At 33.0% G+C, this 16,578-nt stretch carries 18 protein-coding genes and 1 riboswitch; of the genes, 13 read left to right on the forward strand and 5 right to left on the reverse strand.

All coding sequences use genetic code 11. From position 1 onward, the window contains the following. Positions 1 to 2: 2 nt before the first annotated feature. The 7 genes from X927_RS00110 to X927_RS00140 are packed head-to-tail and all read left to right on the forward strand — an operon-like array spanning position 3 to position 6,580. Positions 3 to 707 (forward strand): hypothetical protein, encoded by a 705-nt coding sequence (locus tag X927_RS00110; protein ID WP_103076094.1) that lies wholly within the window; start codon positions 3 to 5, stop codon positions 705 to 707. A gap of 3 nt (positions 708 to 710) precedes the next feature. Continuing rightward, positions 711 to 1,886, forward strand: coding sequence for an ABC transporter permease (locus X927_RS00115; protein WP_103076095.1), 1,176 nt, complete (start codon positions 711 to 713; stop codon positions 1,884 to 1,886). A gap of 25 nt (positions 1,887 to 1,911) precedes the next feature. After that, the gene (locus X927_RS00120) at positions 1,912 to 2,718 is read left to right on the forward strand and encodes an SAM hydrolase/SAM-dependent halogenase family protein (RefSeq protein WP_103076096.1); all 807 of its coding nucleotides are present in this window, start codon (positions 1,912 to 1,914) and stop codon (positions 2,716 to 2,718) included. After that, a complete protein-coding gene (locus X927_RS00125) occupies positions 2,708 to 3,325 on the forward strand; it encodes an IMPACT family protein (protein WP_103076097.1) in 618 nt (205 codons plus the stop codon). The genes X927_RS00120 and X927_RS00125 overlap by 11 nt, the downstream gene beginning before the upstream one ends. Further along, complete coding sequence (gene dnaX, locus X927_RS00130; protein ID WP_103076098.1) at positions 3,322 to 4,725, forward strand: DNA polymerase III subunit gamma/tau; 1,404 nt, start codon at positions 3,322 to 3,324, stop codon at positions 4,723 to 4,725. Before X927_RS00125 ends, dnaX begins: the two co-directional genes overlap by 4 nt. Before the next feature lie 9 nt (positions 4,726 to 4,734). Continuing rightward, a complete protein-coding gene (locus X927_RS00135; RefSeq protein WP_103076099.1) occupies positions 4,735 to 5,571 on the forward strand; it encodes a 5'-methylthioadenosine/S-adenosylhomocysteine nucleosidase family protein in 837 nt (278 codons plus the stop codon). Then, entirely contained in the window at positions 5,540 to 6,580 is a 1,041-nt protein-coding gene (locus X927_RS00140) for an SPL family radical SAM protein (protein ID WP_211287781.1), read from the forward strand. Before X927_RS00135 ends, X927_RS00140 begins: the two co-directional genes overlap by 32 nt. A gap of 35 nt (positions 6,581 to 6,615) precedes the next feature. On the opposite strand, the gene speE is transcribed toward X927_RS00140, so the two are convergent. The 3 genes from speE to X927_RS00155 are packed head-to-tail and all read right to left on the reverse strand — an operon-like array spanning position 6,616 to position 8,443. After that, positions 6,616 to 7,494, reverse strand: a complete 879-nt coding sequence (gene speE / locus X927_RS00145; RefSeq protein ID WP_103076101.1) for a polyamine aminopropyltransferase — start codon at positions 7,492 to 7,494, stop codon at positions 6,616 to 6,618. Continuing rightward, the gene (gene speD / locus X927_RS00150; protein WP_103076102.1) at positions 7,494 to 7,892 is read right to left on the reverse strand and encodes an adenosylmethionine decarboxylase; all 399 of its coding nucleotides are present in this window, start codon (positions 7,890 to 7,892) and stop codon (positions 7,494 to 7,496) included. Before speD ends, speE begins: the two co-directional genes overlap by 1 nt. Before the next feature lie 14 nt (positions 7,893 to 7,906). Then, positions 7,907 to 8,443 carry a helix-turn-helix domain-containing protein gene (locus tag X927_RS00155; RefSeq protein ID WP_103076103.1) on the reverse strand — a complete coding sequence of 179 codons (537 nt, stop codon included), beginning with the start codon at positions 8,441 to 8,443 and terminating at the stop codon, positions 7,907 to 7,909. A gap of 227 nt (positions 8,444 to 8,670) precedes the next feature. Between X927_RS00155 and mreB the strand changes: the two genes are divergently transcribed. The 4 genes from mreB (at position 8,671) to X927_RS00185 (ending at position 13,927) form a co-directional block, all read left to right on the forward strand. After that, complete coding sequence (gene mreB / locus X927_RS00160; RefSeq protein ID WP_103076104.1) at positions 8,671 to 9,690, forward strand: rod shape-determining protein; 1,020 nt, start codon at positions 8,671 to 8,673, stop codon at positions 9,688 to 9,690. Position 9,691: 1 nt separating this feature from the next. Continuing rightward, a complete protein-coding gene (locus X927_RS00165) occupies positions 9,692 to 10,369 on the forward strand; it encodes a hypothetical protein (RefSeq protein WP_103076105.1) in 678 nt (225 codons plus the stop codon). Between the two features lie 412 nt (positions 10,370 to 10,781). Next, the gene (locus X927_RS00175; RefSeq protein ID WP_103076107.1) at positions 10,782 to 12,491 is read left to right on the forward strand and encodes a penicillin-binding transpeptidase domain-containing protein; all 1,710 of its coding nucleotides are present in this window, start codon (positions 10,782 to 10,784) and stop codon (positions 12,489 to 12,491) included. A 194-nt stretch (positions 12,492 to 12,685) separates the two neighbouring features. Continuing rightward, positions 12,686 to 13,927, forward strand: coding sequence for a hypothetical protein (locus tag X927_RS00185; protein WP_103076109.1), 1,242 nt, complete (start codon positions 12,686 to 12,688; stop codon positions 13,925 to 13,927). Here the strand turns inward: X927_RS00185 and X927_RS00190 are convergent. Then, the gene (locus X927_RS00190; RefSeq protein ID WP_342750005.1) at positions 13,917 to 14,396 is read right to left on the reverse strand and encodes a GIY-YIG nuclease family protein; all 480 of its coding nucleotides are present in this window, start codon (positions 14,394 to 14,396) and stop codon (positions 13,917 to 13,919) included. The two genes, X927_RS00185 and X927_RS00190, sit on opposite strands and share 11 nt — an antisense overlap. On the opposite strand from X927_RS00190, the gene X927_RS00195 reads away from it, so the two are divergent. Continuing rightward, positions 14,349 to 14,879, forward strand: a complete 531-nt coding sequence (locus tag X927_RS00195) for a hypothetical protein (RefSeq protein WP_103076111.1) — start codon at positions 14,349 to 14,351, stop codon at positions 14,877 to 14,879. The genes X927_RS00190 and X927_RS00195 overlap by 48 nt on opposite strands. Here X927_RS00195 and X927_RS00200 read toward each other — a convergent pair. Then, positions 14,868 to 15,728 carry an alpha/beta fold hydrolase gene (locus tag X927_RS00200; protein ID WP_103076112.1) on the reverse strand — a complete coding sequence of 287 codons (861 nt, stop codon included), beginning with the start codon at positions 15,726 to 15,728 and terminating at the stop codon, positions 14,868 to 14,870. The genes X927_RS00195 and X927_RS00200 overlap by 12 nt on opposite strands. 286 nt (positions 15,729 to 16,014) lie before the next feature. Between X927_RS00200 and X927_RS00205 the strand changes: the two genes are divergently transcribed. After that, positions 16,015 to 16,257 carry a glutaredoxin family protein gene (locus tag X927_RS00205; RefSeq protein WP_103076113.1) on the forward strand — a complete coding sequence of 81 codons (243 nt, stop codon included), beginning with the start codon at positions 16,015 to 16,017 and terminating at the stop codon, positions 16,255 to 16,257. Between the two features lie 85 nt (positions 16,258 to 16,342). Continuing rightward, positions 16,343 to 16,522, forward strand: a riboswitch (Lysine riboswitch). Positions 16,523 to 16,578: the final 56 nt, after the last annotated feature.

Raw genomic sequence — 16,578 nt, forward strand, 5'->3', positions numbered from 1 at the left:
ATATGTATCGGTTAGTTTCTATTTTTTTTGGACTAATCCCCTTAATACAATTTTTCATAAAAGGATGGTACTTTTTTGGAATATCTTCTATAGGTTTAATTATTTCATATTTTATTCTTAAAAAGAGGGGATCAAAACCATTCATCACAGAAGGGGCACTCTTATTAATCTCACAACTTTTTATGAATATAATTGGGCTATCAAATATGCCGATATTTTTATATATCTCTTTGGCAGCGGTTTTGATTTTCGTTGCCTCAAGAGATGAAAAGATAGTTGACGATTTGAAAGATTATATAAAAGAAACAGGTCACTCTAAAGAAAATTGGGATTTTGAAATATGTTTTTTTGGAATGGGACAGATTAGAAATATTGATCAATTAACAAATTTATCCACTGCCGCATTTGGTTTTTCAGACAAAGGTATAGCTTTCAACACTAAGTTGGGAAGTGGGTATTATACGAGGTTTATTGATTATAACGAAATAGATGATTTCGGCATGTTCAAATTACAAAAGAAACAAGAGTTGTACTATCCCAAAATAAGAGATATGTTCATCTGGCCAAGTAATATGAGCACGATGCATAAACCGTATATAAACACCTACGGATTATATCTTTTAGTGGGGGATGAGTCCTTAACTTTTTACGAATCACCAAGCATCATACTTAAAATATCCGAGCATTTAGAAGAAATGGGGCGATAGACAATGAAAGTTTTGAAGATGTCATGGTATGAGATAAAAAAAGTACTTAGAAATCGAGGAGTATTAATCTTAAGTGTTATAATACCTATTATTTTAGCCTATTTTGGCTCTTCATTCTATCCTACTGATATGGCGCAAGATTTCCAATTAGCTTTATACAATGAAGATAACAGTCTTTTAGGTAATTTAGGTTTTATTTTGATAAAACAATTTTTGAATTTTGAGAACACCATTGAAATTAAAAATGAGGAACAATTAAATCAACTAATTAAAGAAGCAAACTATGATTCAATACTGATCATTCCAAAAGGTTTTACGCAAGATTTAGTTGATCGCAAGCAAACGGTTTTGTACATAATACCAAATCCTCACAAAATTCAGAATAGTATGATGGTCTATACCGGATTTAAAGCTGTTTTTGATGAGCTTGCAGGGATACCCGAAATAAAAGTGGGCTCCACTACGGAATTCTTACTTCAAGGAGGTATTGGAATCGATGAAACGAGGCCCAAACCAGAGATAAAAATGCTTATTCCTAACGCCTCAGATGGTTCTTTGGTTGTTTCTCCCACCACAAATTTAGGGATTAATGATATGTTTGCTCCCATCGTAGCGGTGGTTGTAATCCTCTTGTTATCTATGATAGGAATAGCCTCTTCTATCGGTCAAGCTAGAGAAGTTGGATTACTGGATCTATACATATCAAACGGATTAAAAACGCGGGAATTCATTTTATCAAAAATAATATCGTACATAATAATAGGCTTCGTTGCAGGGATGTTCTCGTGGTATATGTTCAGAATTTTTGGCGTTCAATCCCAAGGTAATCCATGGAATTTAATCTTACTCGTTTTAGTATCTGTATTCTCTTTCACCTCTTTTGGTTTGTTTTTATCTTCTTTTTTAAAAACGGCTCGTGCTGCCTCTTTCCTTGTAACGGCAATGATAGGAGGGATGTTGGTCTTTGGTGGTGTTTTGATCCCAATACCTACAGGAAGTATTCTTGAAAAGACAGCAAACCTATTTCCTGTTAAATACTCTTTAGATGGCTGGAGAAAAATAACGGTATTAGGGTATGGCTTAAGTGATCTAAGTTTTGAAATCTTAATATTGTTAGGTTTTGGAATTGTTTTCTGTGTGGCATCATTGTTGCTAATTCAAGCCACGCAAGAAACATAGGGGAGGTTTAGGAGGGTTTAATTCGATGAATGTTATAGCCTTTTTAACGGATTGGGGACTTTCTTCATATTATGTCTCCGTGTGTAAATCCGTTATAAAAAGAATAAATAAAAATGCTGATATAATTGATATCACACATAGTGCAGGACATTTTAATATAAAGAAGTATGCAGCTCTAATTTTCAGGGCTTGTCGAGATTTTGAAGAAGGTACCGTCTTTTTGTGTGTTGTTGATCCAACCGTAGGTAGCCCTAGGAAACCGATCGCTTTGAAAACGTCAAAATACAACTATTATTTTGTTGGTCCAGATAACGGTTTATTTACTTTGGTGATCCAAGAGTTCGGAGTTGAAGAATCTGTTGAGTTAGCCGACAAGAGATTTTTCTATAAAACCGATTATTCATCAACATTTCATGGGCGTGATATATTTGCACCAGTGACTGCATACATTTCTAAAGGTATCAATATCGATCATTTTGGACCAAAAACTGAAAAATTAGTAACTTTCGAAGTACAAAAACCTATCATTGAAGGCAACAAAGTAATATGTGATTATTTATATTCAGATGATTTTGGGAATATAGAAACTAACTTATCTTCCAACTATCTTGAGCATTTAGATCTAGGCAAAAAGGTAACAGTTGAAATAAACGGAGCAAAAAACACAGCAAGAGTCGTTAATAACTACGCTGAAGTAAAGAAAGGTGAATTATTGTTACATATTGATAGCTCAGGATTTTATGAGATTTCTGCCAATCAATCAAATGCAGCTCATAAATTTAACCTAACCGATGATTTTGAAGGGAAGGTAAAGATTTATCTTGAATTATAAATCCATAAAAGATCCTATCGAAGTTACATATACGGTAGAAAGATCAAAATTTATTGGAAATATCGCCAAGGTCAACTCGGTTGATGAAGCACAAAAATTTATAAAAGAGATTTCTCAAAGATATAATAACGCCACACACAACTGTTGGGCTTATAAGGTGCATGAGAAAGGAAGGGGAATCGCTAATTATTCTGATAACAACGAACCATCTGGCACCGCGGGTAAGCCTATTTACGGGGTAATAGAAAAATTTGGTCTATCAAACGTGGCGATAGTAGTTACGAGGTATTTTGGAGGAGTGAAATTAGGGATTCGGGGTTTAATAGATGCGTATTCTAAAACTGCTGAAGAAGTTGTTAAAGCCTCTAAAGTAGTCACCTACGAGAAGACATTTATTTACGAGGCAAAATGTGACTACAGTAATTTTTCCTTCATACAAAATCTCATTCAAAAACAGAATAACTTCAAAATAATAGAGCAAAATTTTTCAGACGAAGTTTATTTCATATTTGAAGTATTGGAGCATAATCAAGAAGACGTTTTATCATTAATAAAAAACAAGGTGTACAATTTAAATTTTATCGGCAATTCGGAGGGAATTTCATGAACAACAATTTATACAGAAAATACAGGCCTTTAGATTTTGATGAAATTTTAGGACAACCTCATGTAGTAAAATACTTTAAAAACGCTTTAAACAAGCAAGAGGTCTCTCATGCATATATTTTCTCGGGTCCGCGGGGCACCGGAAAAACCACTACCGCCAGGATACTTGCCAAAGTATTAAATTGCAAGGATCCTCAAGGGTACAATCCATGCAACAAATGCGAGAACTGTGTTTCTATAAACAATAACAGTTTTTTGGATGTAATAGAAATGGATGCGGCTTCGAATAGAGGAATAGACGAAATTAGAAACATCAGGGACTCCTCCAATTACAGACCAGTCTATGGGAAATACAAAGTATATATAATCGATGAATTTCATATGTTGACAAGAGAAGCATTCAACGCGCTATTAAAAACGTTAGAAGAACCACCTTCACATGTTATTTTTATTTTAGCAACTACAAATTTGGAAAAAGTCCCTGATACCATCATTTCTAGGGCTCAAATTATAAACTTCAAAAATTTAGGTCAGAATGAAATAGTAGAAGGGTTAAAAAATATAGCAAGCTCTGAAGGAATAGAATATGAGTTAGATGCCCTGCAAATCATAGCTAAAAGGGCAAAAGGTGGGATGAGAGATGCCATATCTATGTTGGAACAAGTAGAAAAATTTGGAGAGATGAAGATCACCCACCAAGACACCCTCGACATATTAGGTTTATTTGACGAAAATTTTATTGTTCAATTCATAGAAAATGTTTCCAATTCAAAAACAGATGAATTTTTGGCACAATCTGAAGATCTGTTCAATTTAGGAAAAGACCCAGAAATTCTTTTGGAGCAGGCCATAGAATACATATTTGAATCACTAATTACTAATAAAAAAGATAACTTAATTCAACTAATGGGTGCCTTCAACAATATACTTAAAGATTTAAAATACAGTGAAAATAAAAGGTTGATTTTCGATGTGGAGATCTTAGATTTCATGTACAAAAATTCAACTACTTCCGTGCCTTTGCCCCATGAAAATAAAAAAACTCCAAATAGAAAACAAGTAGCCACAGAATCCGTTCCCAACGAAACTCAACACCCAATTATGAAGAAAATCCTTGATTACTTCAGTGACCCACATGAAAAGAAGTCCAACATGGCGATATACTTCGCTTTGCTTTATTCAAATCCAGAAATTGAAAACGATAAAATACACTTCAAATTTTCTTCAGACCAAAAGCTAGAATTTGAGATTCTAAAAAAGTATGTAGATGAATTAAAAGTGAATATATTTTTACTGATCGATGGATCGTACGAAATCACTTTTTCTCTCGAAGGTGGCGAGGTGGAAAGTCTGACCCAGCAAAAAGAAAAAGCCAATTTGAGAGAAAAGAAACTGTTCTGAGGGAATTACATGCTTTATATAATCTCTGCAATGGGCATTGAAGCACGAGCGATAATAAAATATTTAAATTTAAAAAAAACAACAGATAGACCTTTTGAGACTTATCAAAACGAAGAAGCTCATCTTGTAATATCAGGGGTAGGAAAAATCAATGCAGCCGGAGCTACATCTTATTTATTGAAAGATACCTTAAAGGATCTTAACCATAGTGATTATGCAATAAATTTAGGAATATGCGGTAGTTTAAATAACAAATTTAATGTAGGCGATCTAGTTTTAGTTAATAAAGTAGTAGATTATGAGAAAAAAAGAAAGTACTATACGGATATCTTAGTCAAACACAACCTAAAAGAAGGCTCTATACAAAGTATAGATACTCTCCACAGCAATTATGAATTTGAAGAAGATCTAGTCGATATGGAATCATCGGCTTTTTTTGAAATTGCTTCAAAATTTTTGTCTGTGCATCAGGTATATGTGCTAAAAATAGTCTCTGATAAAGTGAGTAAAAATCAACCATTAGAAAGACTGACTAACAAATATATAGATGAGTTGATTTACGATAAATTAGAAGAAATTTTTTCTTTCACAAAATTGGTGAGTTCTCTACTAAAGTTATTTCAACCTATTCTTCAACAACAAGACGAAGAAATTATAAAAAAGATATCTATTACTTTGAAACTAACGTTCTCACAGACCAAACAACTTGAAAATGCATATGCATATTTCAAATCGAATAAAAAAGTAAGCCCTTTATTCTTAGAAGAATATTTTAACTACATTCCGAAAAGTAAAAAAGAAAGGGATGCGATTTTTGAAGATCTCAAAACAAAACTATACAAATGAAACTTTCTCACACATCTACATCGAAAAAGATGCCTTAAATTATCCACTAACCAATGAAATTACAAGCAAACTCAACAAAAGTAAGATAGTCTATATTGATAATTACAATGAAATATTCTCCAGGAAAAACCAAAACCCTTTTCTACAAAAGCTCTCACCGTCTCTGATTCTGGCAGTTAACAAGGGTGATTTTATCTATAAAGGGTCACCTTTGTGCCATGATTTTGAACAACAAAATTTCTACTACACAAATTTCATAGTTAATTGTCTATTCGATTGCGATTACTGTTATTTGAAAGGCATGAACTTCTCTTCCCACATTTTATTCTTTGTTAATCTCTCAGATTACTTTCATGAATTAAGCAGATTGATAAACGAGATTAAAGAACGCCCCGAACGGGGTCAAGGAAAAATTTATCTAAGTATATCATATGATTCAGACATCCTTCTTTTTGAAGGAATCTATCCATTTTTAAAAGAATGGATAGAGTTTGCTGAGGCAAACCCTCTAATAACTATAGAAATCCGCACTAAATCAACCAATTATAAAAAATTCCTGAATTACTCTCCATTAGAAAATTTGATCATTACATGGAGCATATCCCCACAGGAAGCAATAGAAAAATATGAAAAAAACACCCCCTCTTTAGAAAGAAGGTTAATGGCTATATCTCAATTGCTACAAAAAGGGTGGAAAGTCAATTTAGCGTTGGATCCTATACTTTATATCGGAGAAAATTGGCAAGAGAAATACAAGGAGTTTATTAACTCGATATCTAAAAAAATTAACCTAAAAAAGATTAACGCAATTACACTAGGAGTATTTAGAATTCCAGTTGACTATCTAAAAAGATTTAAAAAGTTTTTTAAATCCCCGATTGCATTTTTTCCTTATCAAACCACAAATGGTGTATCCACCTACCCTGAGGAATTAAAAAGTAAAATGATCGAATTCGTCTATTCAGAACTAGAAAAAATATATAATAAGACAAATATATACGTAGTTTGATTGTTTTAGAAAAATAGACGGACAATTGTCCGTCATTATTTACTGAATTCACTAATTAATTTTTTTACAAAAACAGGTAGAGAAAAAGATGCAACATGTACTTCTTCATCGTAGTATTTAAGTTCTTTATTAAACTCTTTAACTTTTTCAGGGTCAAAATCTTTTATTGGATCCAAATTTTTTGAGGCAAACGTCCATGTCCACGTACCCGGCATATATTGAGGTACATAACCCATATACAATCGTGCTATATTGAAGGTATTGCTGATTCTCCTATACGCTCTTACCATCCATTCTTTCTTTAAAAAAGGCTCCTCGGTTTGTGCGGAAAAAACTCCGTTTTCATTCAAGGCTTCAAAACAATTTTGATAAAACTTTTCGGTGAAAAGCAGTCCTCCTTCACCTTCGGTGGGATCTGTGGAATCAATCAATATAACGTCGAATTCATATTTAAATTGAGAAACGAATTTACTCCCATCTTCATAAACCAATTCCACCTTTGGATTTTTTAACTCATAAGAAATGTTAGGTAAATACTTTAAAGCAGCTTCTACAACCTTTTTATCCAATTCACAAAGAACAACTTTCTCTACTGAATCATGTTTCAATACTTCTCTGACAGTTCCTCCATCCCCTCCACCGATTATCAAAACCTTCTTGGGATTAGGATGTATGAACAAAGGAACGTGTGAGATCATTTCATGATAAACAAATTCATCTGAATCTCTCGTCATAATGACTCCATCTAACGAGAATAGTTTTCCAAACGCGGGTGTTTCGTATATATCTATTCTTTGATATTCTGTTTGCTCGGTATAAATATGATTAGTTGTTTCTGTAAAGACTCCCACATTATGTGCTTTATCGTACTCGGTAAAAATAGTATGTGGAAAGGTATAATTATTTTCAGCCATCAACTCACCTCAACTTTATGCGACGAATTTTCAGGAATTCCAATAGTAGAAAAGACTCCTCGTTTAAATTCCTGACTCTCCTGTCTTTTTGAATTTAAAGCATCTTTCAAATAGTAAAAAGCTTTCCATGGATCGACAGAATCTCCACAAGTATATATATCTAAAGAAGCATAATTATATTCAGGCCAAGTGTGTATTGCCAAATGAGATTCAGAAACAATTATTGCTCCACTTACCCCATGTGGTAAGAATCTATGAAATGTAGAAGTAACTATTGTTGCCCCCGATTCAATGGCTGCTTTTTTCATTAAATATTCTATTTGTTGAACATCGTTTAGTATCTCTTCATCGCAATCGTATAATTCTGATATTAAATGTCTTCCTAGGGATTTTGCCATCTCTCAATCCTCCTTTAAAATATTTCTATCCATATTAGAGTTGCTGTTTTTGAAGTACTTTTATTTTTTATGAAATGTTTCTTATTGGCTGAATAAAAAAAAGTTTCCTCTTTACGTACTAGATAAACTTCTTTGTTGAGGTATAACTCTATCTCTCCTTCGATCACATATCCCAATTCCACACCTTCATGGGGTTTTTCGATATCAGTCGAACAACCTGGTTGCAAAACCACTAAAGAAGGTTCTATATTTTTTGGTTCCGACGTTGTTAAAAGAAGTTCTTCTTTAACTCCTTTTGGTGTATCATATATAGGTATTCGATCTTCTTTTGTGAAAACAATCTTTTCCTTATTTTCAAGATTTGAAAAAAAATCTTTCAAATCTGTTCCTAAGGCTCTTAGTATCATTTCCAAATTTTCAACAGTTGGGGAAGCTAAATCCCTTTCAACTTGGGAAATAAAACCTCTTGTTAAATCAGATCTAGTTGCGAGTTCCTCTTGGGTCATGTTTCTCATTATTCTAAGACTTTTTATCTTTTCACCTATTTGCATTCAAGGTTCCTCCAATAAACTATCAAAAATGCACAGTTAATTAAACAAGTCGGTTAATATTATAAATTTTTATTTTATATTTGTCAATTACGAGAATTTACATTTATGTTTCCACAACATCAATAATGAGTTGTTTGTGTTATACTAATTATTAGTTAGCTGATTAGGAATATTCTAAACAAAATGGGTGGGGAGCATAATATACTTTTAAGGAGGACTTTTATATAATGCGATCGTATTTGAGGCCTTATCTTGGTATCGATTTGGGAACAGCAAACACCTTAGTTTATATGAAAGGTAAAGGGATAATTCTAAATGAACCTTCCGTTATAGCTATCAATAAAGAAACGTCAGAATTGCTTAAAGTAGGAAAAGAAGCTAAGAAAATGATTGGAAAAACACCTGCTAATATAATCGCCGTTAGACCACTAAAAGAGGGTGTAATAGCAGATTATAATGTCGCTATGACTATGCTTAAGTACTTTATAAACACAGCATTGAATGGTTTTAGCTTTTTTAAACCATCTGTAGTTGTGGGAATACCTACAGATGCAACTCAAGTAGAAAGAAATGCTCTGAGAGAAGCTGCTTTGGATGCCGGTTCTAGTAAAGCTTTTTTAATTGAAGAAGCTATGGCAACGGCTATTGGCGCTGGTTTAGATGTAGAAGAACCATCCGGTAATATGATTGTAGATATAGGTGGAGGTACCACAGAAATAGCTGTAATTTCATTAGGAAATATTGTATTATCCAAATCTATAAGGGTAGCGGGAGATCTGATCGATCAAGAAATTATCAATCACATAAAATCAAAATACAATATGGTAATAGGAGAAAAAACCGCTGAGAGGATAAAAATTGAGATTGGTAATGTTTTTGATAGCCCCCAATACAGTGATTTAAGTATGGAAGTGATAGGCTTAGACGTTCTATCTGGACTTCCAAAGAGTGTTACGATCACAGGCTCAGAGATAAGAAATGCAATGCGAGTCCCTGTTTCCAAGATAGTTGAAAATATTAAATTGGCCATTGAAGAAACTCCACCTGAACTTTTGTATGATATCGTTAATAGAGGTATATTTTTAGCTGGTGGAGGAGCGATGATTAAAGGTATAAAGGAGTTGCTAGAAAAAGAAACGTTGATAAGAGTTGTAATAGCGGATGATCCAATAACTTGTGTGGCTAGAGGGGCTGGAATGGTTATTGACAAGATTAATCTTATAAAAAGTATATCTCAAAAAGCTTAATATGAGATATTTTGGGATATTATTTTTAGTAATTTTGATCTTTATTTCAATATTATTTAATACTTTTGAGAACTTAGGTGGTATTTTAGATCCGCTAACATACTCGTTTGATATGGTTTTTTCACTGTTTCATTCTAAAATTTCGGAAAGGAATGTAAGCGCTGAAAAAATTTCTAGTATCTTAGATGAACTCAAAAAAGAGCCTCTGTATATAATTGAAAGTAAAAGTAGTGAAAATATAGATTTAACGATCCCTCGAGGTATAATTTTAAATGAAACTAATCGTTCTTTTAACGTTTTAACGAGCAATGAAGGTAATTTAGAAAAAGGTTATTTAGCTGTTTCTACGGATGGGAATCTTTTGGGTTTTGTTGAAAATACATTCTCAGATAGAGTAGTGGTGAGAAAATTAGGTTGGGGGAACCAACAATTTTTTGGAAAAATAGGTGTTGTAGATGTTTTAATAAAAGAAGATAAAGGCAATTTATTGGTCGAAATACCTGATAATTATAAAGTTGTAATGGAAGAATACCTAAAGATAGATCTTCCTGCTTATGTAAAAACCGTAGAAAAAGAGGGTATACTTTTATCAGGTGAGATTGTTTCTAAATATGGAGACCTTTATCTTTTCAACCCTGTGGTGATTGATGATTTTTTAGTGTACTTTTTTCCTTATTAAAAAGAGAAGTGATAATATATGATGTATTTGATTTATTTTTTATTAGCTCTAATTACCGCTTCATTTGATAGATGGTTAGGAGAAATTCTTTTTTTTGTCTTTCCTATAATTGTCTTATATGTGTCAAATCTTGAAAAAGATGACCATAGACTTCTTTTTTTCGTATTTATATATACTATTTTTTATTTCAATTCAAGGTTTGAATTGGGATTCCTCGCGATAATATTTTTCGCTATATTCCTTCTCATCAACTTTTTCTTACATCAGTTGGAAATGACTTTAATTAAAGCATTGATATACACGGGTGTTTTGTCATTGTATATGAGTGTCATTACTTCTTCTCTTTATCCTTTTTTCTTAGACATGATAATCATCTTTGTATTATATTTTATGAACATGAGGCTGGTTTTGGATGAAAGAAAAAAGAGCTAAAATACTGTTTTCTTTATTTTTTTTGGGTATTGCATTACTTTTTGCTAGATCATTTCAATTGCAGATTTTAAACTGGAATAAATACACGATGGAAGTTCAAGAGTTATCAACAAGAATTGTAAAAGATTCTCCTAAAAGAGGAAATATATACGATAGAAATGGGAATTTGTTGGCATGGAACCAAAGGATATATAATTTAACGAATTTAGGAGGAACGTTGAGTGAAGAAACAGAAGCTGAATTGTACCAAGTTCTAAAAGGTGTGGTAGATAATCCGTATACCGTAATAGATAAATTAAATTTTCAAAAAAGAGTGAATTTAGAAATAAATTCAGTGACAGCTCAAAAGATAGCAAATATTGACAAAAATCTACAAGTTGAAGAAAGATATATAAGAAAGTATGCCCACGAATCTTTATACCATGTCTTAGGTTATGTTGACAATGAAGGTACTCCAAGGTCAGGATTGGAATTGGTGTTTGATAAAAAATTACAGGGTCAGCCAGGGTACAAAATGATCAATATTGCAACAAATGAATCCGTTTCACCTACTATAGCCAACGCACATTCTATTAATGGAAACAATATTTATTTGACATTAGATTTAGATTTACAGATAAAGGCATACAATTATTTAAAAGAAAATAACTACAATGGTTCGGTGATAATCTCAGAACCAAAAACCGGAGAAATATTAGTATTTGTTAGTTATCCTTCCGTAGATCCTAATTTGTTTGCTCAAGGAATGAGTAATTTAGAGTTTCAAAGAATTTTGAATGATAATAATATGCCTTTGTTAAATAGAGCTACATCTGCATTGTACCCACCCGGGTCTATTATAAAACCTTTTGTTGCATATGCTGCCCTTGAAGGTGGTATCTCTCCACAAGCAACCATAAATTCGACTGGAAGATACGATTTAAAAAACTCTCAAGGTAACATTATCGCATCTTATTACGATTGGTATACATTGGGACATGGTGAAACCGATTTGGTAAAATCCCTGAGGGCATCGGTTAACTCTTATTATTATTGGCTTGGAGAAAAGTTGGGGATAGACTACTTGAATAGTGTTGCGGATAGATTTGATATTACTTCTAAAACAGGTATAGAAATACCAAATGAAAAAGTTGGGATTTTTCCAGATCCAGAATGGAAATATGATAAATTTGATACCATATGGTATCCAGGAGAAACATTATTAACGTATATAGGTCAAGGTTACGTCACAATGACTCCCCTTCAAATTCTAAGAATATATAATATTCTTGCTACACAAGGTGAATATTATCAATTCAGCTTATTTAAAAAGGAAGAAGATGCTTTTGGAAATATCATAAATCAAAATGTGCCTTTACTTAGAGATTCTTACGAAATGAACGAAGAATATCTGAAATACATTTACCAAGGTATGGTAGAAGTAACCTCATTCAGTGGACCACCTGGTGAAGAAGGTACTGCTTATCAATCGTTTAGCGATTTCCCAATAACGGTCGCTGGAAAGACAGGTACCGCAGAAGTAGGAGGTGGAAAACCTGCTCATTCATGGTTCGCTGGTTTTTTACCAGCAAATAACCCACAGTACTCGATTGTGGTCATTATAGAAAATGGAGGGATGGGATCCACTGGTGCAGCACCTATTGCTAGAGAGATACTCGATGATCTAGTTGAAAAATATCATATTCAATAAAAAAAGGCGGGATGCGGAGCGAAGAGGTAAGGGCTCCTTTATCCTTATGGGTGGGGAGCGGGGGAAGGGCGCTATAGATATAGATAGTTTTATAAAGAAAATTCTGCTTTTAAAAAAGGATCACAGGGCGGAGCTCTCCCCTTACTGGGCTAGGACCGCAGGTCCTTTTAGTAAATCAAAAGGAGATGAATTTCATGAAGAAAATGTATGTATTTTTTATGCTCATCGTTTTTTTAAGTATAACGGTTCTTTCTGAGAATTATACCTTTATCTTTAAAGATGTTCAACTGTTCTATACAGTTTCTAACGAAACCTCATTCTTTGTTCCTGAGGGTTTTGACGTGCTTTGGATCAGTGGAGTGGATTCTTGGGAACTCAAAAAGGTGTATCAACATTTCCCTTTTAAGATCACTTCATTGGAAGATTACACTCAAAAATCTATCGAAGCTATAGATGAGGACATTTACAAGATTGTTGGAACAAATGAAATTCTATTTTTCAATCCTCAATTAAATCGTTGGTGCGTTACTGATGAAAAGAATAAAGATAAGATTCAACCCCCTACTCAAATTTTATTGAAAAACCCTAAGAACGCCGTAATTGCTTTAAAGGGAGAGGGGTCATGGGAAATTATCTATGAAATGAAAAATGACGGAACTTTCAGCAAAAACGTTCAAATCAACGGTGTTCCTGTTGGGCAAACCAATCTATACTTAGTCAACGAATATCTTAACTTGTCTCCTCGCGATTACTTAGAGAGTACAAAGTTATTGAGTAACACACGTATGGCAAGTGAAGATGATTTTGAAATAGTTGCACAAGAAGCAATTCTAAGTCAAACTTATACAATGAATCTTGGAAGAGTCAATTTTCAAAATAGTTTAATGAACGTTAGGATATCCCAAAACGATATATTGTCATATGAAGACAGAAACGTAATTAATTTTTCTTTGTACACCAATATAACAAATTATACAAAAACCGAGATAATCAGACACGTAGAAAACACGAAATACAATGGTTTAGGAATAGAGTTACCTTCGGGAAAGGTTTGGATCCATGAGGAATTCGATAGTGAAAGTTTTCCAATAAAGTTAGCGTACATTAATGATACTCCCGTTGGAGACACGTTCAAGATAAACTTAGGTGAGAGTTGGGATGTACAATATAAAATAGAAAAATTGTCTGATGTTGAAGTTAAATCGGCAAATTCCCGAATAGTAGACCTTTTGATCAGTGTGAAAAACTTCAGTAAAGGCAAACAAATCGTTAACTTGAGTATGTCTACACCCAATATCGAAATAGATGAAATGCAAATAGAAGGAAATTATCAAAATTTAAAAAACAACTCGGAAAAAGGTAAAATTGATATTGTTTTCGATATAATAGATGAAGTAAGAATAAGAATGACGATTAAGACTATCCTTAGAGAATAAAGTTTTTAATAATTTCAAAAAAATAGTCGATATTATCAATGAGATAAAGATTTGATTTTACAGTTAAATCAGATGCACCAAAACCTTCAATAAACTGAAATTTCTGGGCAAATTCTTTGGAGATATCTTCTTCAAGGCGTTTGTGTGAAGGTAGCATAGCGATAAATATTATTTTGTTTGCTTTGTTCTCTAAAATACCATCTATATGCCAGTGTTTTTGATATGCCTTCTCCTTGAAAGTCATATGTCTACCCACTCTTTGGTAGAGGTTTTTCATAGCGGAACCTATATAGGCATACAAACCTTTATTGATCTTTATCTCTTTGTGATGTAAGTTTACTATACAATCTTTTTTTATCTCAATCAGTAAAATGTAAGATCCTTTATTCGTCTCTATCCCTCCAAGAGAAAGGTGAATTTTATGATTAACTCCATCAAGCCAGAGAATTTTAACCCATACTTGGGCTATAAATTAGACCCAGGTGAACCAGGGTTGTCTAATAGTTCTCCTGCCTCTTTGAGTATACTTAGGGTGGCGGCCCATGAGTTGGGGAATATAAACCAATTTAAATCTCAGGCTCTGAAAAAAGGTGGAATTGTTATATATACAGACATCGACCTTAATCTTAAAAGAAGAGGAGGTTTTTTAGCCGCTGTTGGAGGACAATCCAAAGCTGTTATTTTGTATAGAAAAGAAATAAGCAAAAGTACTCCACAAGATCCCGCTTATGAATTGCAAAATACAGAGAAACACACCGACGAAACAAAAGATATAAAGCAAAAGATCGAAAAAGAAATTCAAAAAATAACGAATGAATTAAGAACAGAAACGGATCCAGAAAAAATTAAAAAGTTACTCAGCACCCTTCAATCTTTAGAAATTTATAAAAGTAATAGCTCTTCTTTAGATTTGGAGTTTATTTTAGGATTAACATTGGATCTAACGGTTTGATTCTAAAACTTCTTCTCTTTTATTACTTTTCTCCCATATCTCTTGGGGTTGGTCTTTTTCTATAAAATTAATCACCCAACGCCCCACAATTCTTTTGAATATATAACTTGATTTATGTCCTGCCAATAAACTTTTCACTTTTTTATTTGGTAATAAGTGTTGAAGATTATTTGTGGCTTTATGTGGCATGATCTTATCGAAAAGAGCTTTTATAAAAAGGACAGGTTGATTAACGAACTTAGCATAACTCAGAGAGTCGTAATGATAACAAGTGATAGGTGTTTTTTGGAATATATCATCTATAGAATTGATATTATTTTTTACAAAGTTTGCCGCATCACTTCTAAATTTTTTACAAAACTCCTCGGAATCACACCCAAATGAATTTTTTTCTTTTGCGTATCTTTCCCTGACTTTTTCCGTATATGGTGAGTAAAAGTTTATCCATCTCCAATTCCCACCTGTGATCATCAAGATGCCTTTTTTAATCCTCTTATCGAGAGCTAGAGTCATAGTACCAATGATTCCTCCAAAAGATACCCCCATTAAGTACAAATGATTTTCGGAAAAATCATCGAAGGTTTCAAGCAAATCTATTGTCCTTCGAACGTCTTTTACAGAATTGTGAAAAAGTATGGTACATTCCTTTGGCTCGGGTGAATAATAAGGGTCACCATCTTCTATATCATTTGGTTTTCTACTTAGATGGTAAGGAAGGATCACAACACTTGTTCTGTATCCAAATTTCTTAAAATACCTTCCGTACCATTCAAGGTATGGAACGTTGTTGGGTCCAATACCGTGCAGAAAGACTATATCCCCTTTAACTTTTTGTTCTGGTTTAAACATATGAATGACCTGAGTTTCGTTCTCTTTGTAGATAGGGTCAGTATATACCGTGTCGAAAGTATAAACAGAATAATCGTTTTCATCTCTTACTTTGTAATTTATTGGGGTTTTAGGATAATTAAAAATATAGTCCGTTGTTCATCACCTCGTGTTTTAAACGTGAAATTGATATTTATACATCTCTATTTTACAAAATTATATTTACTTCTTCTTAAAAGAAATATTATAAAATTCTGTTATTATAATAAAAAATACCTATATAGGGTATAGGAGGTGGAAGAATAACATGCAACATGTAAAGATAAAGGTTTATACAACTCCAAGTTGTCCTTGGTGCAGAAAAGCCAAATCGTATTTTAGAGGTTTAGGAATAAAATTTAAAGAAGTTGATGTTTCAAAAGATCCAAAAGCGGCAGAAGAATTAGTTCGAAGAACTCATCAAATGGGGACACCGGTAATTCAAATTGGAAATCATTATATAATCGGTTTTGATAAAAACAAAATAGATAGTATACTTGGAATAAACTAAAACAATAATTTCAACAATAATCAAAAAGTAACTTTTTGTTATTCTTTGTGTTATTTGAATATGTTATCTTATAACAAAGTTAATTATTTAAAGCGGAGGCGCAACCGAGAATAGTAACTTCTTCTATTTGTAGAGGGTATTTTAGAAGAAGCGAAAGGCGAGGTTGCCGAAGAAGTAAGAAGAAAGCCCTCATCTTCTGACTTCTGGGTATGTGGGGAATACCTACATAACTGTCACGTGAAGAACGTGGAGAGCCGCTGAAAATGAGAAAAAAATATTTTCTTATTATTAAGACCTCTCCACTGTGAGAGGTCTTCGATT

The sequence above is a fragment of the Petrotoga mexicana DSM 14811 genome (assembly GCF_002895565.1).
Classification (GTDB): Bacteria; Thermotogota; Thermotogae; order Petrotogales; family Petrotogaceae; genus Petrotoga; species Petrotoga mexicana.